The sequence below is a fragment of the Aromatoleum aromaticum EbN1 genome (genome assembly GCF_000025965.1).
GTDB lineage: Bacteria > Pseudomonadota > Gammaproteobacteria > Burkholderiales > Rhodocyclaceae > Aromatoleum > Aromatoleum aromaticum.
Genome location: NC_006824.1, coordinates 97,837 through 123,080, shown reverse-complemented (window position 1 = coordinate 123,080; position 25,244 = coordinate 97,837). Strand labels below are relative to the sequence as shown.

Here is a 25,244-nt window from a genome sequence, read left to right as displayed (position 1 = left end):
CGCCTCTAGCGAAATCAGATAGTTACGAGATTAACTGTCGAACTCCGGCTGCCGACGTCGTCACGCGCTACAAGGCGCTCGCCGACATCGAGCGCGGCTTCAAGGTGCTCAAATCCGAGATCGAGATTGGGCCGGTCTATCACCGGTTGCCCGAACGCATCCGCGCACACGCCTCGATCTGCTTCATGGCGCTGATCCTGCACCGCATCATGCGCGCGCGGCTGCGCGCCGCGCACACCGGCCTCACCCCCGAGCGGGCGCTCGAGCAGCTGCATCGCATCCAGCACCACCGCGTCCGGCTCGGCGCCGCCGAACCTGTGACGGGGGTGTCTTCCATCAACGCACACCAGAACGAGGTCCTCAGTGCCCTGCGGGTGAAAAAACCGGTCGCGCCTGAGCAGCTGACGCTGTTGTAGGGGCACGTTTGAAAGTCGCCTCTAGCGAAATCAGATAGTTACGAGATTAACTGTCGAACTCCGGGGTCCAAACCGGCCCCTGATCATGGCAAAGTTTGCGCTGCCGGGGGAAGTAAATACTTACCTGCCCCCATTCGCTGCTACAGAGTAAAGGAGCTGTACTGAATACGTGCGCCGTCGACAACCCGCTGCCGGTTGAGGTACTTTTCGATCTGCTCGCGCAACACGTTGACTTGAGTAGTCTCCATTTCAGACACCTCCGTCAGACGCTCCACCCCGAGGGAGTTGAATGATGTTCCCAATCGCAGCCCCGCATCCTTAGTTAGCAGCCATCGGTCATGAAGCACGTGCTTATTGGGGGCGTCGACAAACGCGGGAGCAATGATCTCTGTTTCAGGGGGGTCCTGATCGCTTTGCTCGCGCCAAGCTCGCTCAAATGGTTCCTCTCCCAGCTCGCGCTCTTTCAGCAGGTGTGGCTTGCTAGCGATTACATAGACCTTGCATTGTGGCGCTTGCGCCAAGCACACGCGTAGCAAGTGGATGTCCCTAGTTGAGAAGTACGCATCGCAATAAACGACATACTCGTCGGCATTTTGCTGCAGCCAATTTTCGATATAAGCGACCGCCTCCGCCCGGCTTCGCCGTCGCACTAGCATTCCCTCCTCTCCGGTTTCTTCCCGCACGTCAGCACCCTTGCCCGACACCTTGCGCAATAGTGAGTACGTAAGTTCTGTCGATAGCAGCAGAGCTTCACAAATTGGAACGAGATGCGATCTCACGTCCTGCTGCTGGACGTACTTGCGCTCCATGTTTGCGAGATGCCACGAAAGGACAGGGTAAGCCTGATGAAGTGTTCCGTCGGCCGCCATGGTTACGTAACTTGTCATCACTTCGGGAGCTTTGACCTCTAGACGTCCCGCCTCAAGCGCCCCCAGGTTACGCCACGCGGCCAAGGGCAACAGGTCGATCTCGCACTTGACCGCATCCTTGAGCTGCTTGGCATTGGCCATCTCTCGCTTAGCTTTGGCCAGTGCCGCAGCTTGCTTGGCATCGGACTTCAACTCTGCACGCGCTGGATCGTCATCGACCAACTCGATTAATTCGTCCGCCAGACCTGGATCGATCTGATCGGCAATATCGATAAGTTCCCTGCGATGCTGAGCCACTTGCGAGTGGCCTTCGATTTCAATCGACAGCTTCATTGCCGCCTTTAGGCATTCTCGCGCAGACGCGGCAGAATCATTCGCATGAGCCTCCTGGACGTATCCTTGGAGATGGGACAGACGGTCAACCGGTGAGGGTATCTTGTTGATCTCCTCGACCGCCTTATTGAGTAGGCGTTTTCGGTGGCTCTCCGCAAACTTCCGTGGGAGCGCGGCGGCCAGTTCAGTGTAGATAAATCCGCGGTCGGCGCAATTGTCAATCGCTTGCGCCCGCTTTTCCAGTGCGTCCCACTGACTCCAAGGAAAATCAACTAATGAATAGATTTGCGCTAAGCAAACAATTTGATAACCGTCGTGCTTGATATTCTTCTGATCCGGCAGCTTTTCATCGACGATCGGTCGGAGTCTACTCGACCAGTCAGCCTTCTGCGATGCGGTGAACCTCGTCTTGTTCGCCCTGTCGCTGATAGCTTCGACTAGCGTTTTTATTATTGAGAAGATAGTTGAATCCATACGAGCATGCTGGACTAGCTCGATCACGTCGGCAATGTCGCCTGCCTCCAGTTTGCTGTAGTCGGACCTCCCATTTCCATCGGGCTCCTGGCTACATAGATGGCGCACCCTGAGCATTGAGGCATCCAATAAAGCGCCGTCGGCATCAGTGTCTGGTAACTCCAGCAGCAGAGGCACGGCGAGGCGCAAGTGGGAGGCACATAACGATGGAAAGGCAATGCGAATGGCCGTCCGGCCAATCGATGCGTGAGTGGTGCGTGCCTGTTCCAGCAGCGGTCGCAATTGTTCGCTGACTAACCTGTTCGCCAAATCCTCTCGCTTGGCACACCACATCCGTTCCGCGATTTCGTTGAGTACTCGCACCTTGGGAATGATGCCGGGCAGATGATCAATGAGCGTGGCGTGACGGCTCAACTTATCGCCATCCAGCATCCCGCTCCGAGCGAGGGGAGCCATTGAGCGCCCGACCAACGACAGACACAGTTCGAAAAGCTTGGCAGTTGAACCGCTACTGAAGGGAGTAGCCCGGCTTACTCTAAGCCCCTCGTTGTAGTACTGTTGCGCGATGTCTGGTTCGCCTTCCGCTAATGCTTCTGCGGCACGAAAGTAGACCTTCGCCTCCTCCAAGGGTGACCCCACCCGTGCAAGGGCCTCCCTAATTCGCTCGCACAGAAGCTGTATGTTATATCCTAAACCCCCGGCTGCAGAGGCTTTGAACATCCAGCAATCCCAGTGGCTGAGCGCATAGGCGCTCATCAGGTGCTGTCTCAGTCCCTCAACATGCGGAACCCACGCAGACTTGTCGGCGTTTGCATCCAGGTAGCTCAGCAGGTCCTCAGTTGCACGCGAGCGCAGATCATCGCAACTTATCAAGTTCAAAGCCTGCTTCACGGAGGCCAATCTGGGTTCGTTGTACCGCTGAGCCACCAGTATCGCAGCGACTGTCTGGTACGCCACATCGCGCCTGGGAAGGATATTTAGCCCCCCCGCGAGATCCAATGCGGCTTTGCAGTCGTCTGCCGCTAAAGCCTTCAGGGCGGGGGAAACCGTGCTAATGTGGTCTCCAGTGTCCTTAAGAACGACCGCTAACAGCTTGTCCAAGTCAGCCTTGATTACTGCGCGAAACCCCTCCTGTGCTTCCAAGACACCTTCCTTATCCAGCTTGGCTAGAGCGCCCAGCATGATGGCTAAGCACTCGAGTTGGACTTCTGGGGTCTTGATGTCCAGCACTTCATAGTAGGTTTGAGCCACCCGCTGGCATGCCAATTGTTTCTCGTACTGATACTCGGCCGCGGCCAGCCTCATTTGCAGCACGGTCAAATCCCGTGACTGTGCAGCCTTACCCACTAGCCCAAGTTGGCTGTCAAAGCGCGTTACCAGCCTCTTCAGCCGGCTGCGGTCTTCAATGGTAACCAGGAAGGGAGCACATAGTTCTGCCAAGTCTTTGGCGCGAGGTGTGTACTCTATTTCCTTAATGATGATGTCGAGGCCAAGTTCTATTAGATCTAGAATTCGAGGGTCTTTGCGCTTGATGTTTACGAAAGAGCGCAGGAAGTAAACTTGGTGTGCAGTAGGCATCCTCGACAGGATGCCCATCAGCTCCATCGAGTCCAACCTCTCAGCCATCAGCTCGAATGAGTACGCGATGTGCTGAAGTGCTTGATCGGAGATGCGAGCGCGTGCTTTATCCTCGATCTTGGCCTTGTGTTTCAGTTTCGCTAGTGAAGCCGAAAAGGACAGCTCGGCATACGCGGCGTCCTTGACAGCCGCCGTGGCTCCCTTGACCGCGGACTCGATGATTCCAATTGCGGCATCGGGGTCGAACATCAGGATGTCCGCTGCGATGTTCATCGCCATATCGCCCATGGAACTAAAATCGACCTCTGCAATCAGGCGCTTTATATATTCTGCGATCTCGGAGTCCAACTTACCGTTGCGCTCGCTCAGACGACGGGCAAATGCGCTAAGCAGCGCCAAACGATCCTCCTTCGTCGCCTCTGCGTTCGCTAACGCCATGGCGGCGTTCGATTTACCCAATGCAACTAGCGCCTTTACGCGGTCGGAAGATCCGTCAGCCATGCTAGTGCTGGCGAAGATTGAGCGCTGCAATGAGAACTTGAATACGTCGTGTGCGCGCTTAAGTGCCTGTGCGCTCCGTGCGCCCATTTCGGCCTGAGTCTTCAGGGCAGAGAATGACTGAGTCGTTTGGAGCAGGTCGCTATAGTAATCCGATGATAGCAACTGCAAGATCGCCTCTTGCCGATTTAGCGTTTCTAGGTAGGCAGGCAAGAACCGCAAAGACGTCTCACTTCTCGGGTTCTGCTGTAGATAGGTCAGTTGAGCCTCCAGGGCGGACCGTTGAAGCGACTCCAACTGCTTCGCCGCATACTTTCGGTGTGTCTCGGAGATGAACTCTACGCCTTGACTCGGTGAGATTTTGAGGAACTGGCACTTGGCTAACAACTCCGCGATCTCGCTCTCCTGCGCACCCGACAAAGCACACAGGTCTTTCACGGACTGCCCGATCTTTGAGAAGGCGATGCTCGAAACCACTAAGAGCTCGTTCTCCCTTAACTCCCTGAGGACTTCGAACTCAAGCTTTACAAACTCCAGATACTTCGCGGGATCGGTCTCAAGAATGGCAGACAGCGAGGTGCCGGCTAGGAGAAGCCGTCTGATCACTGCAATGCGACCAGGGCTTCCCCCCTTGCATAGTTCATAGACCTTCTTGCAGTCGCGATCCTCGATTCCTGTGCCCCGCAAGAACTGTCCACACTCATCCAAAGACAGCTTGAGCAATCGGTAATGTTTGGATTTGACACTGACATGAATATAAGAACCAAGTTCTGCCTGTTGACCAGTGACAATAAAGCGGCACCTAGAGGCTCCAGTTGGAAGTAGTTCTTTAAAAACCTGCGAGATGACTGAGCGGTCTTCGAGGGGAATCTGATGAAGCCCATCAATGACGAAGTAGAGAACTTGGGAGCGGTGGTGCCTCAACGCCTTGAGACGCAGATCCTCAAACTCGCTAACGCTTAGGAGGTCTTTTCGCAGCGTCTCTCCGTACACATACCAGTGAAACTGCTCTGCAAGTGCTAGGCGCAAATATTCCAACCCGTATGTAATACGGCTGGCCGGTTTGATGAAGAGGGAGAACGTCTGGGTGGGGTACAAATGACAAAACTGAGCTAGCGTTGTAGTTGCTCCGTCTCCCTCTTCGCCCTCCAAGAAAAGAATTGGAGCTTCACTGCTTAGAGCTTCAGCCATCGTCAGCAGAAGATGCGGCCGCTCGATCAAGTTACCTGGCAATTCGGGAAAATCGGTGACGAAATTCCAATTTTCCACAATCTCAGTCGTTGCACCCATCTTCGCTCCACATGGTCATCCTAATTGACAATGTTATCAGCATTGGCTGAAGCCGTCTGGATGTGGAGACAACTTGGCGCATTGCCGTGCAGGCGACGGGCAACTCAGAATTGGAGCACCGTCGGTCGTCCCTATGAGCGCTACCGTTCTCACCTGTAGCACGATCAATGGCTGCATTAGCGCAGACCGTAGCCGGTCGTTCCGCGGGAACTGAACGGCAGGTGAGGCCGACTTCCGGTCCTCGGCCTGAACGGTCGTTGGGGCTCGGTGTCCCAAAAGACCGCAACGCATCCGTCAGCAGGTGTAGGGCCTGGAAGTCCGCCTCAAAAGATACCCATCGCCAGACCGGCTGCCATCGCGGCTCCGAGCTCTCCGCAGCGTCGAAGATCCTCCATGGCGATTTGCTTGGGCCGAAGGATCGCCTCGGTAGTTTGGGCATGCGTGCAGACGATCAGTGGGGGTGCGATCCGTCTCAGCCGCCAACCGGTGGCGATGCGATCAATCTGTCGTGCCGCGTTGGCGCCGTCACTGCCTGCGCAGACAAGGGTCGCATAGGGACGCCCATTGATACGGTCCAGCACAGGGTAGTAACTACGATCGAAGAAGTCCTTCATCTGCCCGGAGATGGCAGCCAGGTTCTCAGGGGTTGCAAAGATGTACCCATCCGCATCCAGGACATCCTGAGGGCCGGCCTCCCGGGCATGGAAGAGCTGCACTGCCACCGTTCCATCCGCAGAGGCACCGGCCGCCGCGGAGCGTGCCATCTGCATCGTACCCCCGGTCATGGTGTGGTAGACGATTAGCAGCGTTCTCATTAGGAGAGCTTACACCGGAGCCACCCTTTCGGTCGGCACTATCCGCGTCATTCTCGCTTGCCCGCAAAAAGTTGGTGATACCTCAAGCGATGGGTGAGGTGAGCTACGAATCGTCGTATCAGCATCTAGTCGGCGTAACACCGTCAGCTTCCCAGCACGATGGGCGAACCGGTGTTATCGGCCAATTGCAGACGTTGAGTTTGGGGCGGCGAGCGAACTTCCGTCACGCCGACCACGTGAAGCCTGTTCTCGACCGCTATCGCAGTTGCTTAATGCGCTCTTGTAGGGCCAGGGCGACTGGGATGTTCATACCTGCAAGTGCAGCCGCTATCTCGACAAGCGCCTGCCGCGCCTGAGCGTGTTGCGACAGGCCCTGTGCGTCGGAACTCAATGCTACCGCCACCAACTCCACCAATGCGTCGTTCGTACCCTCGCGGTACCAGCGATTGGAAGGTTCGCGCTCCTTCAGCATGACGGCGAGCCAGCGAAGTCCGTCAAGCCGAAGTGGGGCTCCGAACTTTGTCGTCAGGAAGTGGCAGAAACGGGTGACGCATTCTTCGTCGCGAGCCAAGTGCGCGGCGGCCCAGCACTCGTAGACATCCTTCATCCGCAGGGCCGCGTCCGAGTTCAGCCGGGACAGCGCGTCCTCGTTGCCGAAGCCGAGCAGGTCGCAAATCAAGCGCTCGCCGTAGAACCAGAGACCGGGTTGAGACCAATTGGCTGCGAGGCCGTACTCCGCGGTGGCCCGCCAGACGCGCTCGAATGCCACCGGGTCGTCACCCTTCCCTAGGCGCAGGAATAAGCCACCGATGAAGTGCTGCAGCGCATAGTGTGCGGCCGGACCATGGACGAGAACGGGTTCCCAAACCTCACGGTCTTCCCCTGCGGGCGCCGTAATCGACAAGGCTGCGAGCTTCAGAAGGATATCGTAGCCGAGGTTCTGGCTCGGCAGGTCGTACTCGCCATGCTTCTTCTCGCGCGCCTTGGCGCGCGTCGCGTCGTAATCCCAGATGCGGAGCGCCAATCGCGTGTCGAGATCGCGGTCGCCAGTGCCACCGCCGTCGATGAGCCAGTTAAAAACCACACCGAGGAAGTGACCGTCTAGCAGCCTGTCGGGCTTTCACAGAGATAGGCGATAATCCCAGCCAGACGAACTGACGGAATCGGCTGCGATGGCGTTCCACCCGATAGATCGAGACACAGACTTTCTGTTGCCGCCCTCGGTGCAGGACTGGCTGCCGGAAGCGCATCTGGCGCGGTACGTGGTGGACGTCGTCGAGCAGCTGGATTTGTCGGCGATGGAGCGGGCGTACGCCGGCCGTGGCAGCGACGCTTATCATCCGGCAACGCTGCTGGCGCTGCTGATCTACGGCTACGCCACCGGGACCTTCTCGAGCCGCAAGATCGAGCGCGCGACCTACGACTCGCTGGCGTTCCGTTACATCGCCTGCAACCGGCATCCCGACCACGACACGCTGGCCAATTTCAGGAAGCGTTTCGGCGGGGAGTTCGAAGCGGCCTTTGTCCAGGTGCTGCAGGTAGCCCGCGAGAACCAGCTCTCACGCTTTGGCACGGTGAGTCTGGACGGGACCAAGATCCACGCCAATGCGAGCCGGCACAGTGCGCTCTCCTATGGCCACGCACGGACGATCGAGGCGCAGCTCAAGGTCGAGGTGCAGGAGCTCATGAAGCTGGCCGCGGCGGCCGATCAATCCTCGCTGCCGGACGGGGTGAAGCTGCCCGACGAGATTCGTCGTCGCGAGGACCGGCTAGCGGCGATCGCGGCGGCGAAGGCCAAGATCGAAGCGCGTGCCGCGGAGCGCTTCGAACGCGAACAGGCCGAGCACCAGGCCAAGCTCGCGAAGCGGCAGGCGCAGGAAGCCAAGACCGGCAAGAAGCCGGGGGGCAAGCCGCCGAAGCCGCCGCAAGCCGGTCCGCGCGCCGACGATCAGATCAACCTGACCGACGAAGAGTCCCGGATCATGCCGGTGTCGGGCGGCGGATTCGAGCAGAGCTACAACGCGCAGGCGGTGGTCGATACTGAGTCGATGCTCATCCTCGCCACTCACGTGACCCAGGCGACCAACGACAAGGAACAGGTCGCGCCGATGCTCGCGAAAGTCCAGTCCAATCCCGAGGGGTTGAACCGGCCGGCGACCTGGCTCGCTGACACCGGTTACTACAGCGAAAAGAACGTCACGGCGTGCGTCGCCGCGAAGATCGAACCGCTGATCGCGGTCAAGCGCGACGAGCACCATCCGGATTGGCGGGAGCGTTTCAGCGAACCTGAACCGTTGGCCGCAGGCGCCTCGGCGGTCGAGACGATGAAGCACAAGCTCAAGACCCGGGCCGGCCGCGCGGCCTATGCGCTGCGTAAGCAAACGGTCGAGCCGGTATTCGGCATCATCAAGTCGGTGATGGGCTTCCGCCAGTTTCTGCTGCGCGGCCTTGATAACGTGACAAACGAATGGACCCTCGTTTGCCTCGCGTGGAATTTGAAGCGCATGGCCGTATTGCGTCCGCAGTAAGCAAACGGACGGGGAATCGTGCGCGTTCTCGCAGAAATCACGATGAAAACGGCCTTCAGGCCCGATTCGCGTTCCGCATCGCGAACACTACCCCACCCAGGGTGGCGTAGTCCGACAGGCTGCTAGGGAGCCGCCTCGTTTGCGTTCCGGCTTTCCCCGCCAATTCTTGTCACCGGCCTCGTACAGCCGCGTGCGGCGCTGGAAGTCCAAACGTTCTCGGCCCGCGACGACACGCTTGAAATCGAGCTCATCCGGCGTCGCGTTCGGGCCACGGAGAGGAAAACGTCGCAGCCGCGCGAGCCACACTCTCCAGGCGCGCTCTGCATCGTCGCCATCACCGTATTGTGGAGCAAGCGGGATGAGGCCCGACCAGAAGAGCCCGGCGTGGAGCAGCCGCCACCATGCGGCGCCAAGCTGCTCTCGATTGGCATAGGCAACGTCGACTACAACAGCGGCCGCTCGCGTGTCGCCGCTCGTCAGAAGGCGCAGGACGACGGTCTCCCATTCCTGAACGCCATCTCCATCGGCGAGCCACAGGTGCATGACCGCGTAGGCGACAAATCCCAGCTCGTCGCGGACGCTCCCCATGCGCTGCTTGCGAATCTCTTCTCCTGTCGACGCGATCGCCGCCACACCAGCGCGCACGACTTCGAGTGAGTGCTTCTGCGCGTCAGGGTTCTGGGAGAGCCAAGCACCGCCCAATGCAACGATCGTACTGGCTGCAGCGAAACGGCATCTCGATATCGCATCCTCATTGTCCCCTTCCCCTCCCGCCTCACACTCTTTGAACAGATTGAAGAGGTACGCGGCCTCATCGTCGGTGAGCGGTTGGCCGCCACGAAGCCGCTGCTCGCACCGGTCCGGCACTAGAAGATATGCGTGGGTGGGCGCGCTATCGGTCTGCCATGACTGCACCTCAAGGCTCAATTCGTCAGGACAGACGAAGCACTGGTTTTCTGCGCCAGTCGCCGGGTCGGTGACGGCCTGATAGTTGGCCCGGTCAAGCGCGGCGAAGAGCAGCTTGTGATCCAACGCCTCCTTCCGGTCTTCGGGCAGCACCCAGGTCGGCAGCAGCGCTTGAAGACGCCGCGCAACGTCGTCGTCGGCCAACAGGAGTTCGACAACAACATCAAGGAACTCCCGTTGGCGATGGGGAGCCAGGGTCCAATCACGGGCGAAATTGAACATCGCCTCGCCGCCTTGGAGCCATTTCCATTCGATGAAGTTGTAGCCAATCTGCTTCACGCGCACGCTGTCCCAAAAGAACAGGTTTGGGGACGTCAGTAGGGCCGCGAGCGGCCCCGCCAGCAGGGACGGTCGATACTTGGCGACGTTGAGAAGCACGCTGACGAGCGCCGCGGAGTTCCCCTCCCGGAGTATCCTCTCGATATCAGCGGTGATGTTCTCACCCGCGTCGAGCCGCAGCATAAGCCAGCGCTCCAACGCATCGAGAGCGCAGTACAAATTACCGTTTCGCAAGTCGTTGGACTGCGGCCAGCCGAATACCTGCCACCAGCCAGGGAAGGTCTTCTCCGACCCGTCCGAAAATTGCAGCGTCACCCCGGGAGCCTCACTGGTGCGCCCCCTCATGATCTCGGCGATCCAGCGCTCCGTGCAGAAGTTCACCAGCGCGATGAGCGAGGTGAGCGCCGTTTCTGGAGCGAGCTGGAGGAAGGAGAAGAACGGGCTCTTCCAGTAGGCCGTCGGGTAAGCGTCCTCGGAGTATTCGAGGCCGAGGCCCATTTCAAACCGCGCGGATCCGTACTCCTGTTCCGGCTGGTCTTCAATGATGAGAGCTAGCAGGACTTCGGCCGCCAGCTTAGGCTGCGCCTCCATCAGAGAATGGATGCCGTTCTCCTTGATGCAGGCGGTCCGAAAATCCTTGTCGACTTTGTCTCTGGCCCCCAGGGGCCAAGGCGGCAAGCGCTCGCGAAACGACCCGATGGAGAGCGGCATCTGCTTCCGTTCTTCGTGCCGTGCCTTGTATTCGGCATCGGTCTTCAGACGCTCGTCGTGAGCCTTCGCCTGCTGTAATTGAACCTCGGCAATGCGCCGTCTGACGTCAGCGTCGATCTCTCGGCGTCCCGCGAGTTCGAGCGCCCAGTTCCCGACCTCGGTTGGCAGGTCGGCCGCGCCAGCCAGTGGTGCGGTGTACAGCAACGGCTCACGCGTCAGGTACATCACGCCATGGCCCTTCTCGACCTGTACGGTCCGAGCCATGGCGAGCGCCATCTCCGCCATCTCCAGGCGGAAAGGCATCGGATTGCCACTGCTCAGCGTGCGCGGCGTCTGCGTCAGCCAGGTCTCGATGACCTTCGCGAGAGCGGACGAAACCAGCCCTGCCAGTCGCTCCCGCTGCGCGATGAGGAAGCGAAGTACGGGCGGCCACCGGCCAAGGACAATTGAGCGGTAGTGCGCCTCCATGTACAAGCCGACCGCCGCGCTCGGTCCTAGGCCGCCGCCGGTCGGCACCGTCGCGATGTGGTGGAAGCGCAGAAGCAGCCGCGTGAAGTGCTTTGCGCTGTTGTCGAGCAGGAGGTCGACGCGTTCGATCAGGAAGCGTTCAGCGTCGGGGTCCAAGCAGAGCGCATCAAGGAGGATATTGCCCGCCGGCTCGTTCTTCGCAGCCTCCGCGGCCCTGAAGGCGACGTCCCAGGCCATGCCGGTCTCGGTCTGCTGTCGCAGGAGGAACTGGCCCAGCATCCGGAGCGAGTTCGTCCAGAGCGGACTGCCCGCCAGGGTGGCCCACTGCGGCGTGTCCGTCCAAATCTGTTTCAGGAACTGGAAGCGCGCCCAATCCGCCGCGAGATCGTGCTCGAACTCGATGCGGTTGGACCGCTCGTTCAGGCTCAGTGGAAGCTCCTCGGGCCGCCGCGTGAAGGTCGCCGCGTCCGCCGGCTCCAAGTCGGTCAGCGCGAAGCTGCGCTCAAACGATGCTTCTCGCTGGGCGAGGCGCATCATCAGGGCCTGAACGTCCGCGCGGTCCTTCGTCCAGTACTTCCAGAGACGGTCGGCGATGGCGGTGTGAGACGCCAGTCCGCTGGTGTTCGACCCTAGCGCCGCGCCCGCATTAATGACCCAAGCGAGCGTCCGCAGGTTCGTCAGCGCCGCGATGGTATCGTCATGCGCAGCCAACCAGCCCAAGATGGGCGACGGCAGAAGCGCCTGCTTCACCTCATCCCTCTTGAGTGCTTCAACCTCGACCAAGTGCGCTTTACGCCCACCGGGTATCGTCTCTTCGCCTTCGCCCCAGCTCTGCGTTTGCGTGACGATGACGACCCGCCATCCCCCCTCGGTCTCTTCGCCGTCATTCGGCAGGATGGCTTGAAGCAGCTTGCGGATGACGACGAACTCGCCGGCCTCTATGCGTTCCGCCGAGTCGATGACCAGCACGTTCTGCGGCTTCACCGTAGCGTTCAGTACAAGCGAAAGTTCGTGCGTCAAGGGAAGTGCGCTGCGGCGTGCCGCGCTGAGCGCCGTCTTCAGGTGTTCAGGACCGAACCACACCTGGTTCCAAGATGGATACGCGCTGTCCAAAACCGATTTGACCAGCGCCGACTTGCCTGAGCCCGACTCCCCGAACACCACCGTGACCCGGTTGTCGGCGACCGCTGCCTGGAGCGACGCCTTCTCCGCCGTGCGGGGCACGGCATAGCCTGAGGGCAGTTCCGTTTCTATCCGCGCCTTGTGGTCTGCTGTGATGTTAGAGAGCGTCTCCCAATCACGCTCAAAATCTGGATGATGGCGGAGGTCAAACTGGCGCCGGAGCAAGGACAATAGGTCCGGAATGGTGATTGTCCCGCTGCGAAGGCGCACATCTTTCGCGACGTTGATGAGCGTCTTCCAGAGAGCCTGCGCTTCGTCGTCACGGCCAGATGAGAGCAAGCGACGGCATTGCGCGACAGCCTGGGTTTCGTTCTCGGAGTGCGCGAGCTGCAAGTCGGTCGGCAGCACGTGCAGGCGGCGAATGAGCTCAATGGTCTCTTCGTCGGACGCGTCGCCGGGCTTCTGGACGCTGTCGAAGACATGCGACTGCCTCGTGTTGCTGCGGATGCGGCTCATCGTGAGCGCCGTATCCGTTCCGCTGCACGCGTTCTTCACTTCTCGCCACGTCGGGTCGAACGCCTGATGGGTGCCGAGCGTCACTAAGGCCAGTCCGTCAGTCGAACGATTGAATGGCCCCTGCGAGTCACGCCACTGTTCCCAAGTGCGCGTCGCGAAGTCAGCGGGGAGGCCAGCCGCGGTCACCTGCAAATTGCCCTTCGCCGAGATCGCAAGTCGCCGCGGCGCGGTGGTGGCCTGGGCCGTCAGCAGCACATCGTCGATGCGCCATCCCAAGACCGAGACTTGGGCTTGGACCTGCGTGACTACGCCGCCAATACCCGGTGCCTGCTCACCTGACAGGGCCTTCACCAACTGACAGGCGCTGATAAGGTCCTCGAACTCGAACCCGGCACCGCTTGTCGACCGCAGCGTCGCAGGCGCGCGTTTCGCGCTGCTGCCGCGAGGCGCTTTCGGCTTCGATTTATTCTTAGACGTGGCCATCAACTTCCGAACGCTTGTAGCTCTGGATTATTGTCATATCTGTCGGCGAGAAGCAGGGGGTGCAGGCTCCTCGCCGCCTTATGGTGGGCTTGAAGCGCGTCGTAGGTCGCCGATCGCTAGTTCCGCATCACGGAGTTGCACCGACAAAGTGTACCGCCGAGGAGGTGCCGAAGCCACCGCGCCTGACATCAAAACCTGCGGTGTGCCCGCGGAACAGACCTCCGGAATGTCTCCAAAGGGTCGTTATGCAAAGTTCTCGATTATGGAAAGTCAGTGGGTGCGGCTCGCGCCGACGCCCGGAGGGCGGCGGCACGCGTGCGTTGCGGCATTTTCATAATCACAGGGTCTTCAGGAAGTCGATCAGGGAGTCAGGAGCCCGATAGCGTTGGATTTTGGCGTCGGGTTCGTGGAGTCTGGCCAAAGCGCGTTCCTTCATCGCCAGATCGGCCTCGACGTATTGATGGGTCGTCACCGGACTCTCGTGACCGAGCCACAGCGCGATCACGCTGATGTCGACGCCGGCCTGCAGCAGATGCATCGCCGTCGTATGCCTCCTATGTCGCTGAAGAGATAGTCGCCACTATCTACCCTTCCTGACTATGTCGAGTGACCCAGAGGAGCTTTCACGATCGTTCGACAAATCGCGTGGTGCCTTGCGTGGTGCCTTACACATCACCCGACATAGTTTTTGTCTGCCCTACAGACTATTCAAGAAGTTCAGGAGCTGGTCTCCCGGTTTATAGCGCCCGGGCGTGCCGTGGGGTGGAGCTGTCTTCGCAAGGGCCTGCTCCTTCATTTCGAGGTTCGCATCGAGATAGATCTGCGTGGTCTCCACCGATTCGTGTCCGAGCCACAAGGCAATCACCGAACGATCAACGCCCGCTTGAAGCAGGTCCATGGCCATCGTGTGCCTCAAGCGGTGAACAGTGATTCGCTTCTGCGTCAACGAAGGGCACGCCTCCGAGGCCGCCAAGCGATGCTTGTTCAGCAAGTACTGCACGCCGTGGACGCTGAGACGCTCGCCCTTGGCGCTGGGGAAGAGCACGTCGCCCTCTCCGCGTTGCGGCTCGCGCAGCCAGGCTTTCAACACGGTGAGCGTGGACTTGGCCAGCGGCGTACAGCGTTCCTTGCGACCCTTGCCCACCACGCGCACGTGAGCGCCGGCCCCGAGGATGAGGTCGTCGCGTTTGAGCCCGGTCATTTCAGACAAACGTAGCCCTGTCTGCACCGCCACCAGCAAAAAGGCGTGATCGCGCCGGCCAGACCACGTGTGCTGATCCGGAGCCGCCAGCAAGGCATCGACTTCGGCACGTGCGAGAAACGAGACCAAGTTGCGCGTGAAGCGCTTGCTGGGGATGGCGAGCACCCGCTGGATCTGCGCGGAATGCTCGGGGGCCTCGAATGCCACGTAACGAAAGAAGGAGTGGATCGCAGTGAGGCGCAGATTACGGCTACGGATGCTCACCCGTCTGCACTTCTCCAAGTCATCGAGAAACGCCACGATCAATGGGGCATCGATCTCCTCCAGGCTCAGCCGTGACGGTGACTTATGCAGCCGTTGCTGAACGAATTTCAGAAATTGACGAAAGGTATCGCGATAGGAGCTGATCGTGTGCGGACTCGCTTGGCGTTGCTGCATCAGGCGCTGGGTAAAGAAACGCTCCAACAGCGCAGCAAAGCTGGCAGGGGTGATCATGGCCGATCCTCCCAGCGCCGCTCGAGCCGGCGCATCGCCTCGCGCATCAGTTCCGGAGAACTGCTCAAGTACCACTGCGTATCCTCGACGTGGACATGGCCGAGGTAGGCGGACAGGATCGGCAGCTGACGCTGCGGATCTTGATCACATTGGTACCAGCGCACGAGGGTATTTGTCGCAAATGCGTGCCTCATGTCGTGCAGGCGTGGTCCGTGACTGTCCGATACCCCGCGTAATCCAATCTGCCGCGACAAGGCGTAGAAAGTTCGGTGAATATCGCCGCCGTCCAAACGATTGCCCGAGCTGGATACGAACAGGTAGGAGGACACCGGCCGTGCCTCCCAATGACGGTTGCGTCGCGCGATGTAGTCGGCAAGTACTTCGCAGGTGGAGCCATGCAAAGGTACGAGTCGAGACTTGCCGAACTTGGCACCGCGAATCGTCAACGCCGCCGCCTCGAGATCCACGTCCTGAAGCTGGAGGTTGCGGGCTTCGCCCAGGCGCAGGCCCGAGACGCTCAGTAACCCGAAAAGGGCATGGAAGGTCCACGGGCGCAGCGCACCGCGTTCATAACGGCACGGCATCGTGAGCGCCGCGCCCAGCAAGCGCCGAATCTCCTCATCCGAGTACAGGTACGGGCGCGCTCGCTTGGGTTGAAACGGCAACAAGCCCGGCGGCGGAATCTGCGTGCGTGGGTCCGTGGCACTGTGATGGCGAGCAAATCCGCGTACGAAACTCAGTCGCTGCGCCCAGTGCGCCGGTTGGACGTTTGAAGGTTGTTGCGCCCAGGCGAGCGCCAACTCATGCGTTACATAGTCGGCGCGGCGCCGCTCCATGAACGTGACGAAGTCATGTAACGCCTTGCCCGCCTCGCGCAGCTTGAACCCCAGAGCGCGCCGCAGACTCAGGTACTCTTGAACGGCCTGTCGCAGCGTGTTCATCGCGCACCTCCGGGCCACGGCAGAGCCAGGGTGCGCAATGCCTCGAGGTCGACCTTGGTGTAGATCTTCGTGGTCTGTGGATGGCGGTGACCCAGCAGCTCGCCGATCTCGCCCAGCGAGGCGCCCTGGCGCAACATCTCGGTGGCCAATCCGTGGCGAAACTGATGCGCCCCCCTCGTAGGGGCGTGGATGCCGGCGCGCTCGATCGCGTGCCGGACCAGGGAGCACACACCGCACGCTCCCTGGAAACCGCGGTTCGGCGCTCTGGTACGCAAGAATACGCGACGGCTGGCGCTACGCGGGCGCCCCGAGTGCAGGTAGGCGACGATCGCTTCGCCGACCTCGACCGGCAAGGGAAACTCGTTTCGCTGGCCACCTTTGCCGCGTACATGCAATTGTCCTGCGTTCCAGTCGATGTCATCGAGTTCGAGAAATGCCACTTCGCCCGAACGCAAGCCCAGTCGTGCGAGCAGCAGCAAGATGGCATAGTCACGGCGCCCTGTCGGCTGATCCCGATCGATGCTGCCCAGCAACTGACGGACTTCTTCGGCTGCGATCGCCCGCGGGATCGACGTCATCGACCAGTTCGCCACGACCGGTACGGCGGCGGCCAGATCCCGGGTGACGTCGCCACGATAACGCGCATAGCGCAGGAAGGAGCGCAGCGCGGTGGTCATGAGCTTCGCGCGCTTCAGATGCAGGCGCGGAACTTGGCCCTGCACAAATCTCACGACATCGCTGGCATTCAGGCGCGAGAGCGTGGCGCCTTCCTCGCCAAATTGTTGCTTGAGAAACTCCCGGACGAACGGCACGTAGTTGATGATCGTTGCTGTGGCTAAACCACGTGCTTCGCACAAATACTGCGCATAGTCTTGGACACAGTGCTCAACTGCGGTCAGTCGGGTGGGCTCGACCTTCTCCTGCGGAATCACGCCCTCACGGCGCAGAAAGGTAATGAGGTGTTGAAGCACCGCCGTATCACCGCGACCAGGTCGCAGATACCGGGCGCGATCACGTAAATACTCGACGGCGTGCGCACTGCAGATGCTGTCCACCTGGATTCCGCTTTGTCCAAGCCATCGACTAAAACCTGCAGCGATCCGAACGTGCCGCCTCAGCGAAAAAACGCTGTACCCCTGTTCGCCCACGAAGTTCGCAAATGACGCAAGGTGTGCCGCCAGCGGCCCTTCAGGCGGCCGCGATAGAACGACTTGCTCATGGATGAAGTAGGTCATGATCGACTCCTCTCCCCGAATTACGGGGGGTGCTGAGAGGAGTCCAGATTATCTTTCTCTAAGCTGCTGCAAGTACTTGAAACTTCGGGATCTAGCGGCACAACGAGACATAGTCAGGAAGGGTAGATAGTGACGAAGATCATGCAGGCGCGGTGCTGCATGCGCACCTCGATTGACCCAGTCGAGGCGATCACGCAGGGCATTGAAGACGCGATGAACCTGTCGATCGCCGAGCGGCCGCCCCAGCCGCCGACCTCGACTGCCAATGAAGAACGGCGTGTTGGCCGTTGTCGGTACGTGCCGTATTCGCTGCCGCCGGTAGCGTGCCAGCACTTCGATCGTGCTCGGATGCAAGGGCAATTGGCGCGACTTGGCGAACTTGGTCTGTCGTACGGTCAGCATCCCGCGCTTGAGATCGACGTCGGTATCGCCCAGGTGAAGCGCTTCGGACACGCGCAACCCGGTCGAGGCCATCAGGCCAAACAAGGTTTCGAAGGTCGCCGGACGCAAGCTGCCGCGTGGCCCCAGTGTGCGGGCAGCGACCAGCAGATCAACGATCTCCTCTTCGCGGTAGATGTGGGGCGCCACCCGGCCCGGTTCAGGCCCGAAGATCGACGCCTCGGGCATCTCGGTTTGCGGCTCAAACTGTCGCAGATAGCGGATGAATCGACGCAGTATCGCCATCCGGCGGTACCAGGTTTCCGGTGTACCGATTCCCCCTTTACCGGTTCGTACCCAATCGGCCATCAGCTCGACGGTCAGCGGGCCGTGGTGATGCCGATCGGCGACGAACTGCGCAAAGTCAGCCAGGAGTGTGTCGTGGGACTGCAGCTCGAAACCAAGCCGACGGCGCTCGGCCAGATAGTCGGCGACTCTCGTCTGCAGGCGGAGACGCGCGCTCATGATTCGCTCCCAGGCCACGGTAGCGGCACCGTCGAGAGCTTTGGCGTGTCGAGCTTGGCGTAGATCAGCGTCGTGTTCAGCGAACGGTGGCGCAGAAGATCGGCGACCTCCTTGAGCGAACTTCCGTGCTCCACGAGTCGGCATGCGAGCGTGTGGCGCAATGCATGCGATCCAGAATGTGGTAGGCCGCTGCGTTGATATGCATTAGTGATTACTTTCTGAATCGCACCCGCTGTGCTGGGCTCACCGCGCGGCGCCATAGGACGCACAAAGATGGCAGAACTGGTGCTCGGAGGGCGCTCGTGCTGCAGATGCGGATTCCGACCCAACGTGACCGCTGATTCCGAAATAGTGTGACCGGTGAATCCGCGGGTCGTGACCGCGGATTCCGATTTGATCGTGACCGATTTCGGCCAGTTGTCGGAATGGGCGGTCACGTTGTCGGAATCGTCGGTCACGATCAAATCGGAACGGGTTTGTGAGGCCAAGCGTGGCAACGTCGTTTGTCAGGCCGGCTACCCTCGCGCGCTTTGCGCGGAGACCGAGGATGCCGGCGGAGCGGATTGCCATGCACAAGATCAGGGAGCTGTTGCGGCTCAAATACGACTGCACGCTGTCGCACGAGCGCATTGCCCGCGCGCTGTCGATTTCCAAAGGAGTGGTCGCCAAGTATGTGAAGGCGGCCGAGGAGTGCGGCCGGCCGTGGGCCGAGTTGTCAGCGGCCGACGAGGCCGAGCTGCGCCGGGTGCTGGGGGTGACCAGGCGTGGACGTGGCGCGAGCGTGGGCTACGCGGCGCCGGATCTGGCGGCGGTGCATCAGGGGCTCAAGCGAAAGAACGTCACGCTGGCGTTGCTGTGGGAAGAGTACGCGCAGACGGCCGACGGGCCGAGCTATCAGTACTCGCGCTTTTGCGACCTGTACCGCGCGTTCGCCCGCACGCTCAAGCGCTCGATGCGCCAAGTGCACCGCGCCGGCGAGAAACTCTTCATCGATTACGCGGGCCACACGGTGCCGATCGTCGACGCCGACACGGGCGAGATTTCGCGCGCGCAGATCTTCGTCGCGGTGCTCGGCGCCTCGAGCTATACGTTCGCCTGCGCCACGGCGACGCAGTCGCAGGCCGACTGGCTGGGCTCGCTCGCCCGGGCGCTGGCCTTCATCGGCGGCGTGCCCGAGCTCGTCGTGCCCGACAATACGCGCTCGCTCATCGGTCAAGCCGACCGGTATGAGCCGCAACTGCAGCGCACCACCGCCGAGTTCGCCGCGCACTACGGCGTGGCGATCCTGCCCGCGCGCCCTTACAAGCCGCAGGACAAGGCGAAGGCTTCATATTGCACCTTGTGTGGTTGATGAAACGGCGATGAGCGTCGGCGACCTGCTTCCATAGCGCCCGCCGGCCCCCTTGGTGACGAGGACCTCTCCGACTGGCTCGTACAGGCAACGGTGATTGTTGCCGTAGAGATGGCGCCGCAGCAAGCCTTGCCGCCCCCACTGGTGAATGGTGGTGGGGCATACGTCCAGTTGCTTTGCCAACTCGTCCCCGGTCCGCATGCCGCGCTCACGCAGGCGTTCGAAGCGGCTCTTCAGGTGATAGGCATTGCGCAGGACGATCACCTTCTTGAAGGTGAAGCTCTGGCCTTGCCAATTGCGGTAGCCCAGTTCGTTGAGTCGCGCTGCGACCTGCCGGTCCGTGCAGGTCTCGAGCAGTTCGTCCACCGTCTGCACTACCTGCGGCGACGTCTTGCGGATCTGGGCGATCGGCTTCGGCTTGTCGATCAGCAACGAGCGGGTCTTGCCACCGCGGAAGCGAACGTGAATGGACACCCGGTCGGCCTTGACGAGCGTCACATCTTCGATGAGCAGCGCCATCATGCGCTTGCGCTCGATCGGCTCGGTGCGCGGATCATTCCAGACATGCCGGAACTCCTTCGCGAGCGCGAGGATGCGTCCGCGCGCCTCCTCGCCGAGCAGCCCCTGGTCGGCGGCGCGCTGGCGCTCATGCTCGCGCTGCAGCGCATCGAGCTGACGCAGCCGCGCGTTCCAGTCTGCCTCCAGCGCGTCGGCCACCAGGCGATTGTCCGGATCGACCTTGAGGTAACGACGCCGCGCGAGTTCCGCTTCGTACCGTGCCCGCTCCAGTTGCGAGGCGCGCAGCGTCTCGGCCTGCTCGAGGCGCCCGGCGATCTCTTCCTGCACCGCAAGGGCGACCTCGATGGCCGCCGGTGCCACGCTCTCCAGCAGCAGCGCACTGATCGCCTCGTCGATCGGGCGCCCGCGCACCGACTGACACAGCTTGCCGGCGCGGCGTACCACCGCGTCCGTGCACTGGTAATACGGTTCGAGACGGCCCTCGACCTCCTGATAGCGCACGCGCATGCGCGCCCCGCACAGGCCGCAAACCACGCGCCCCTGCAGCAGCCCCGTGCCCTCGCGCGGCACCCGACCTCGGGACGCCTCACCAAAGCCGCCCACGTTCTGCTTGAGTGTCGCCTGATTGCGCTCGTACTCCTCCCAGTCGATGTACCCCACATGCGCATCGCGGATCAGAACGTGCCACTGTTCGCGCGCCACCTTGTGCTGAACGGACTTGAGCTGCGCGTTGCGCCCGCCACGGGTGCGCCCATAGACGAAGGCGCCGGCATAGCGCGGGTTGTGCAGGATCTGCACCGCGCGCGAGTGGTCCAGCGTCGCCCACAGCAATTCGCCCTTGCCGATGCCGCCACGGATGCGGCGCGGGAACGCCCACCCCTCGCGTTGAAACCGGCGCACCACGGCGCTTGCCGAGCCGCATTCGGCAAAGCTCACGAACAGCAGGCGCAGCGTGTCCTGGATCTGCCGGTCGGGGTCCAGAACGACCGAACCGTCGGCACCATAAACGAGCCCGATCGGCAGGGCCAATTCCAACTCGCCGCGGCGCGCCTTGTTGCGGATGCCGCCCTGCAGGCGAGCCCTGAGTACATGCAGTTCGGCCTCGCTCATCGTGCCCTTCAGCCCCAGCAGCAGCCGGTCGTTGAAATGCGCCGGATCGTAGATCCCATCCTCGTCCAGAATCAGGGTGTGGGAGAGCGCTGCCAGTTCGATCAGGCGATGCCAGTCCGCGTTGTTGCGCGCCAGGCGCGAGACCTCCAAACCGAGCACGATGCCGGCATGGCCAATCGCCACCTCGCTGACCAGCTGCTGGAAGCCGTCCCGCCCCTCGGCGCTCGCTCCCGAGCGCCCCAGGTCGCTGTCGATCACATGGATGCGCTCGATCGGCCAGCCCAGTGCGCTCGCCCGCTCGCGCAGGGCATACTGACGCTTGGTGCTCTCGGTGTTCTCGAACACTTGGCGCAGCGAGGACTGGCGCACATAGAGGAAGGCATCGCGGCTGAGATGATCGGCAGTGACCTTCTGATGGGTTTCAGTAAACATGGACCACCTCCGACTGGGTTCGCAGCAGCATGTTGGCGAGCAGGCGCACGAATTGACGGTTGTTCGGGATGGGGGCGACGGCGCCTGCCGGGGCACTCTGGACGAAGGACGCAACGGGCGGGCTCGTCAGGATCAGCGTCAATCCGTTTAGCATGCCGTGATAGACGATGGCGCCGAGCCCCTCGGGGCGGGCCTGACCCGTCAGGACTTCGGTACGCAGCGCCTCGTAAGTCTCGACGACAGTGAGCGGGAGCCGCTGCAGATCGCCATGCCTTAGGGTTTTTTTTTGCGCGCCATCGCGCGCTCGATGCTGCGGGGATGCACCGACACGCCCAACTCGGTCTCCAGGTTGAGCGCCAGCATGCGGGCGTGGATTTGACCGTCGCCTTCGAGGTGCTGCTCGATGAAGCTCATCACCTCGGGCTTGAGCTTGTGCGCGCCCTTCGGCCCCCGCTGGCGCGGCAGCAGCCCCGCCAGTCCGTCGCGGGCAAAGGCCGCTTCGGCCTGATAGAAGGTGGGACGCGACAGACCGAACAGCGCCGCGGCATCGGCTTTGGACGCGCCCTCGAGGCTCACCTGCCGCAACATCTCGTACTTCACCTGCACCAGATCGCGGGCGTCGAAGAACCCGCCTGTCTGGAACCAGGGGGCGCGCACCCGCTCCGGGTTCGGGTTGAGCACGCCGAGTTGTTTGAGGCGCTCGGCCTTGGCATCGCGCTTGGACATGAGAGCAGATCTCGTGGAACGTATGTATTGTAAAATATGCCGCACAATAACCGCTGTCAAGGTGCAGAACCACAGAGTGCGCGCGGATATCCTTAAACATCCGGGCATATCTACGCCTGCTCGGCCGAAGTGCAGCACTCATAGCGGCGAAATTTAGCTTACGTGCGCGGCACAATTTACTTGACACGACGGCCTCTGCGTTGCAGTGCTGGCCGCAGATCCTCGAGTAGCGCGGCGAGCTTGAGCAGGTCGTCCGTACGAAACCAGGAGCGTCCCGCGGAGATCTGGCTGAAGAGATCATCACCGGCGAGATTCGTCCACGAGATCAGCATCGAGCGCAATCGCGCTCGGCTATCGAAGTACATGACCCGATCTTCGCCCCAGTTCCACTTGCGCGTGACCAGCATAAACTCGACCCCGCGCAGGGGATGGAACGGATGGGTGATCTCGAAGGTTATGGGCGCTTGACTACCCTCACGGGCAGCAGTTGCTGACTTGATAGAAGGCCAAGGTCGAAGTCGGCGTGCAGATCGTGCAGCGCTGGATTCTGGCGCGGCTGCGTCACCGGCGTTTCTTCTCGCTGGGGGAGTTGAACGAGGCGATCGCCGCGTTACTCGAGCCGCTGAACACGCGTGCCTTCCGGCGCCTGCCAGGCTCGCGCCACGAAGCGTTCGAGACGCTCGATCGGCCGGCGCTGCGCCCGTTGCCCGCCACCGCGTTCCAGTTCGCCCAATGGAAACGGGCCAAGCCCAACATCGACTACCACGTCGAGTTCGACGGGCATTACTACAGCGTGCCGTATGCGCTCGCCGGCCAACCGGTGGAGTTGCGCATCACCGCGAGCAGCATCGAATGCTTTGCCGCGGGCCGCCGCGTTGCGGTGCATGCGAGAAGCCACCGGCACGGGGCTTTCACCACGCTCACCGAGCACATGCCCGCATCGCATCAGGCGCACCGCCAGTGGTCCCCGGGCAAACTCATCGGGTGGGGCGCCACGGTCGGACCTCACACCGAGCAGGTGGTCAGCCACCAACTCGAACGCATGCCGCACCCCGAGCAGGGCTACCGGGCATGCCTCGGGCTGATGCGCCTCGGTCGTCAATACGGCAACGAACGCCTCGAAGCCGCGGCGACCCGCGCCGTCACCCTCGGGGCGATGCGTTACCGCAACGTCGCCTCGATCCTCAAGAGCGGGCTCGACCGCGCGCCGCTGCCCGCATCCACTGCGCAGCAAAGCGAGCTTGCGCTACCGGCCGCTCACGAGAACCTGCGCGGTGCGCGCTACTACCACTGATTCCACCCACCGGAGAACATCGATGCTGATGCAACACAGCCTGCAACAACTGCGCACCCTGCGCCTGGAAGGCATGGCCCGCGCCTTCGAGGAGCAGCTCACCCAGCCCGCCATCACCGCGCTCAGCTTCGAGGAGCGTTTCGCCCAGCTCATCGATCGCGAGATTCTGCTGCGCGACGGCAAACGCATCGATCGGCTGCTCAAGGCCGCCCGCATCAAAGCCGCTGCCGCCTGCCTGGAGGACGTCGACTACCGCGCCGGGCGCGGCCTCGAGCGCAGCCAGATCGCCGCGCTCGGCACCGGTCAATGGATTCGTCACCACCAGAACTGCCTCATCACGGGCCCCACCGGCAGCGGCAAGACCTGGCTCGCCTGCGCGCTCGCCAACGCGGCGTGCCGGCAGGGCCTCGCGGCCTACTACGTGCGTCTGCCGCGGCTCTTCGAGGAGCTGCGCATCGCGCATGCCGACGGCAGCTTCAGCCGACGCCTCATGCAGCTCGCGCGCATGGATCTCATCGTCATCGACGATTGGGGCCTGGCCGCGCCGTCGGCTCAGGAGCGAAGCGACCTGCTGGAGCTGCTCGACGACCGGGTCGGCACGCGTTCGACCGTGATCACCAGCCAGCTGCCGATCGAGCACTGGCACACCTACTTGGGCGACCCGACCTTCGCCGATGCCATTCTCGATCGCGTCGTGCACGCCGCGCACAAGCTCGCCCTCAAGGACGAGTCGATGAGAAGAAAGGAAAAGGCATGAGGCCGTGCGCGCGAGACGCCTTACCCACAGGCGCCCGCCCGCCAGCGTATGAGGCGCGCTGGCGGCCGCCTGTGGATAAGTCTGCATCAGGCCTCGAATCGAGCGTCATCGTGACCAACGCGGTTAGAATCTGAACACCACGCTTCGCGCGCAGACCCCACCGGTCACGTTCGTCGGTGCAGGCGGTCACGTTCGTCGGAATGCGCAGCAGATAGTCAGCAAGCGCCTGCCCGGTCTCGATCGGCAAGGGCAGAATGTCCTGCCGAAACGACTTCGTACCCCTCAGCGTCACCGTCCCAGCATGCCAGTCGATGTCGCTGATCGTCAGGCGGGCGATTTCTCCGGCCCGCAACCCCAAGTCCAACGCGCAGCGAACAATGGCATAACCGCGTTTCGGCCACCGACGAGCGAACCTGAAGGAGTCCAGGAGTCGCTCCACCTCTTCCCCCGTCAGCGCGTGCGGCAAGCTCGCCAAGTTCCAATGCGCCGGTGACGAAATGACAGCGGTCAGTCTATCGGCGGGGTCGCCGCAAGTGCTTCGATAGCGGAAGTAGCTGCGCAGTCCCGAGGCCAGCGTGGAGGCATTGGAAGGCGTTCGGCGCGCCTCCAGTTGGTCGGCAAGAAACTGCCGCACATCGGCTGGCCGCAGTCGGGCGATATCGACGGCGCCGTTTCCAAATTTCTGGCGCAGTAGTCGGTGTGCCACACGCAAGCAGCTACTTCGACTCCCCGGCGACAGCCCACGCAGGTCCCGCAGGTACGCGTCGTAGCGCTGCAGTTCCTCGTCGATGTGGTCTTTGGATACAACGGCAGCCGGCTCGATCGACGCTGGCTGGGGTGTGTTCGTGTTCATGGCGGTCTCCTGAAGTGAGCTACCACTTCAGGAGACCCGAGAAATTATGTCGAGCTCGCCGCCGAGTTACTGCCGAACGTC

General features: G+C 61.7%; 16 protein-coding genes and 4 pseudogenes. 5 read left to right on the top strand and 15 right to left on the bottom strand.

What is annotated here, in order from left to right; all coding sequences use genetic code 11:
* Positions 1-50 precede the first annotated feature (50 nt).
* A pseudogene (locus EBN1_RS22380) lies at positions 51-416 on the top strand (IS1634 family transposase); the annotation flags it as partial.
* A 140-nt stretch (positions 417-556) separates the two neighbouring features.
* Here EBN1_RS22380 and EBN1_RS22375 read toward each other — a convergent pair.
* From EBN1_RS22375 to EBN1_RS22365, 3 genes are all read right to left on the bottom strand, one after another.
* Entirely contained in the window at positions 557-5,458 is a 4,902-nt protein-coding gene (locus EBN1_RS22375; RefSeq protein WP_011255004.1) for a hypothetical protein, read from the bottom strand.
* 323 nt (positions 5,459-5,781) lie between these two features.
* Positions 5,782-6,273 carry a flavodoxin family protein gene (locus EBN1_RS22370; RefSeq protein WP_011255005.1) on the bottom strand — a complete coding sequence of 164 codons (492 nt, stop codon included), beginning with the start codon at positions 6,271-6,273 and terminating at the stop codon, positions 5,782-5,784.
* A gap of 256 nt (positions 6,274-6,529) precedes the next feature.
* Positions 6,530-7,357, bottom strand: a complete 828-nt coding sequence (locus tag EBN1_RS22365; protein WP_011255006.1) for a hypothetical protein — start codon at positions 7,355-7,357, stop codon at positions 6,530-6,532.
* Positions 7,358-7,445: 88 nt separating this feature from the next.
* Between EBN1_RS22365 and EBN1_RS22360 the strand changes: the two genes are divergently transcribed.
* Positions 7,446-8,801: an IS1182-like element ISAzo2 family transposase gene (locus tag EBN1_RS22360; RefSeq protein ID WP_011255007.1), complete on the top strand. Its 1,356-nt coding sequence runs from the start codon at positions 7,446-7,448 to the stop codon at positions 8,799-8,801.
* 87 nt (positions 8,802-8,888) lie between these two features.
* Here EBN1_RS22360 and EBN1_RS22355 read toward each other — a convergent pair whose 3' ends face one another.
* From EBN1_RS22355 to EBN1_RS22325, 7 genes and pseudogenes are all read right to left on the bottom strand, one after another.
* Complete coding sequence (locus EBN1_RS22355) at positions 8,889-13,346, bottom strand: P-loop NTPase family protein (RefSeq protein WP_011255008.1); 4,458 nt, start codon at positions 13,344-13,346, stop codon at positions 8,889-8,891.
* Between the two features lie 337 nt (positions 13,347-13,683).
* Positions 13,684-13,899, bottom strand: a pseudogene (locus EBN1_RS22350) (tyrosine-type recombinase/integrase); the annotation flags it as partial.
* 144 nt (positions 13,900-14,043) lie between these two features.
* Positions 14,044-15,042: a site-specific integrase gene (locus tag EBN1_RS22345; protein ID WP_011236106.1), complete on the bottom strand. Its 999-nt coding sequence runs from the start codon at positions 15,040-15,042 to the stop codon at positions 14,044-14,046.
* Positions 15,039-15,983, bottom strand: coding sequence for a tyrosine-type recombinase/integrase (locus tag EBN1_RS22340; RefSeq protein ID WP_011236107.1), 945 nt, complete (start codon positions 15,981-15,983; stop codon positions 15,039-15,041). The genes EBN1_RS22345 and EBN1_RS22340 overlap by 4 nt, the downstream gene beginning before the upstream one ends.
* Positions 15,980-17,218: a site-specific integrase gene (locus EBN1_RS22335; RefSeq protein ID WP_011236108.1), complete on the bottom strand. Its 1,239-nt coding sequence runs from the start codon at positions 17,216-17,218 to the stop codon at positions 15,980-15,982. The genes EBN1_RS22340 and EBN1_RS22335 overlap by 4 nt, the downstream gene beginning before the upstream one ends.
* 48 nt (positions 17,219-17,266) lie before the next feature.
* Complete coding sequence (locus EBN1_RS22330; RefSeq protein WP_011255009.1) at positions 17,267-18,121, bottom strand: tyrosine-type recombinase/integrase; 855 nt, start codon at positions 18,119-18,121, stop codon at positions 17,267-17,269.
* On the bottom strand, positions 18,118-18,558 hold the full coding sequence (locus EBN1_RS22325) for a tyrosine-type recombinase/integrase (RefSeq protein WP_277813130.1): 441 nt from the start codon (positions 18,556-18,558) through the stop codon (positions 18,118-18,120). Before EBN1_RS22325 ends, EBN1_RS22330 begins: the two co-directional genes overlap by 4 nt.
* Positions 18,559-18,668: 110 nt before the next feature.
* Here EBN1_RS22325 and istA (EBN1_RS22320) point away from each other — a divergent pair.
* Positions 18,669-19,445, top strand: a pseudogene (gene istA, locus EBN1_RS22320) (IS21 family transposase); the annotation flags it as partial.
* A gap of 3 nt (positions 19,446-19,448) precedes the next feature.
* Here istA (EBN1_RS22320) and EBN1_RS22315 read toward each other — a convergent pair.
* The 4 genes from EBN1_RS22315 to EBN1_RS22300 form a co-directional block, all read right to left on the bottom strand.
* Positions 19,449-21,533 carry a recombinase family protein gene (locus tag EBN1_RS22315; protein ID WP_011254970.1) on the bottom strand — a complete coding sequence of 695 codons (2,085 nt, stop codon included), beginning with the start codon at positions 21,531-21,533 and terminating at the stop codon, positions 19,449-19,451.
* The gene (locus EBN1_RS22310; RefSeq protein WP_162014376.1) at positions 21,523-21,687 is read right to left on the bottom strand and encodes a hypothetical protein; all 165 of its coding nucleotides are present in this window, start codon (positions 21,685-21,687) and stop codon (positions 21,523-21,525) included. The genes EBN1_RS22315 and EBN1_RS22310 overlap by 11 nt, the downstream gene beginning before the upstream one ends.
* 119 nt (positions 21,688-21,806) lie before the next feature.
* Positions 21,807-22,259, bottom strand: a complete 453-nt coding sequence (locus tag EBN1_RS22305; protein ID WP_011254969.1) for a helix-turn-helix domain-containing protein — start codon at positions 22,257-22,259, stop codon at positions 21,807-21,809.
* A gap of 176 nt (positions 22,260-22,435) precedes the next feature.
* Positions 22,436-22,705 (bottom strand): DUF5372 family protein, encoded by a 270-nt coding sequence (locus EBN1_RS22300; RefSeq protein ID WP_277813129.1) that lies wholly within the window; start codon positions 22,703-22,705, stop codon positions 22,436-22,438.
* A 56-nt stretch (positions 22,706-22,761) separates the two neighbouring features.
* On the opposite strand from EBN1_RS22300, the pseudogene istA (EBN1_RS22295) reads away from it, so the two are divergent.
* Together istA (EBN1_RS22295) and istB are read left to right on the top strand one after the other, a co-directional pair.
* Positions 22,762-23,553: pseudogene (gene istA, locus EBN1_RS22295) on the top strand (IS21-like element ISAzo4 family transposase); the annotation flags it as partial.
* 22 nt (positions 23,554-23,575) lie between these two features.
* Positions 23,576-24,310, top strand: a complete 735-nt coding sequence (gene istB / locus EBN1_RS22290; RefSeq protein WP_011254967.1) for an IS21-like element ISAzo4 family helper ATPase IstB — start codon at positions 23,576-23,578, stop codon at positions 24,308-24,310.
* Here istB and EBN1_RS22285 read toward each other — a convergent pair.
* Positions 24,273-25,163, bottom strand: coding sequence for a tyrosine-type recombinase/integrase (locus EBN1_RS22285; RefSeq protein WP_011255014.1), 891 nt, complete (start codon positions 25,161-25,163; stop codon positions 24,273-24,275). The genes istB and EBN1_RS22285 overlap by 38 nt on opposite strands.
* Positions 25,164-25,244 lie beyond the last annotated feature (81 nt).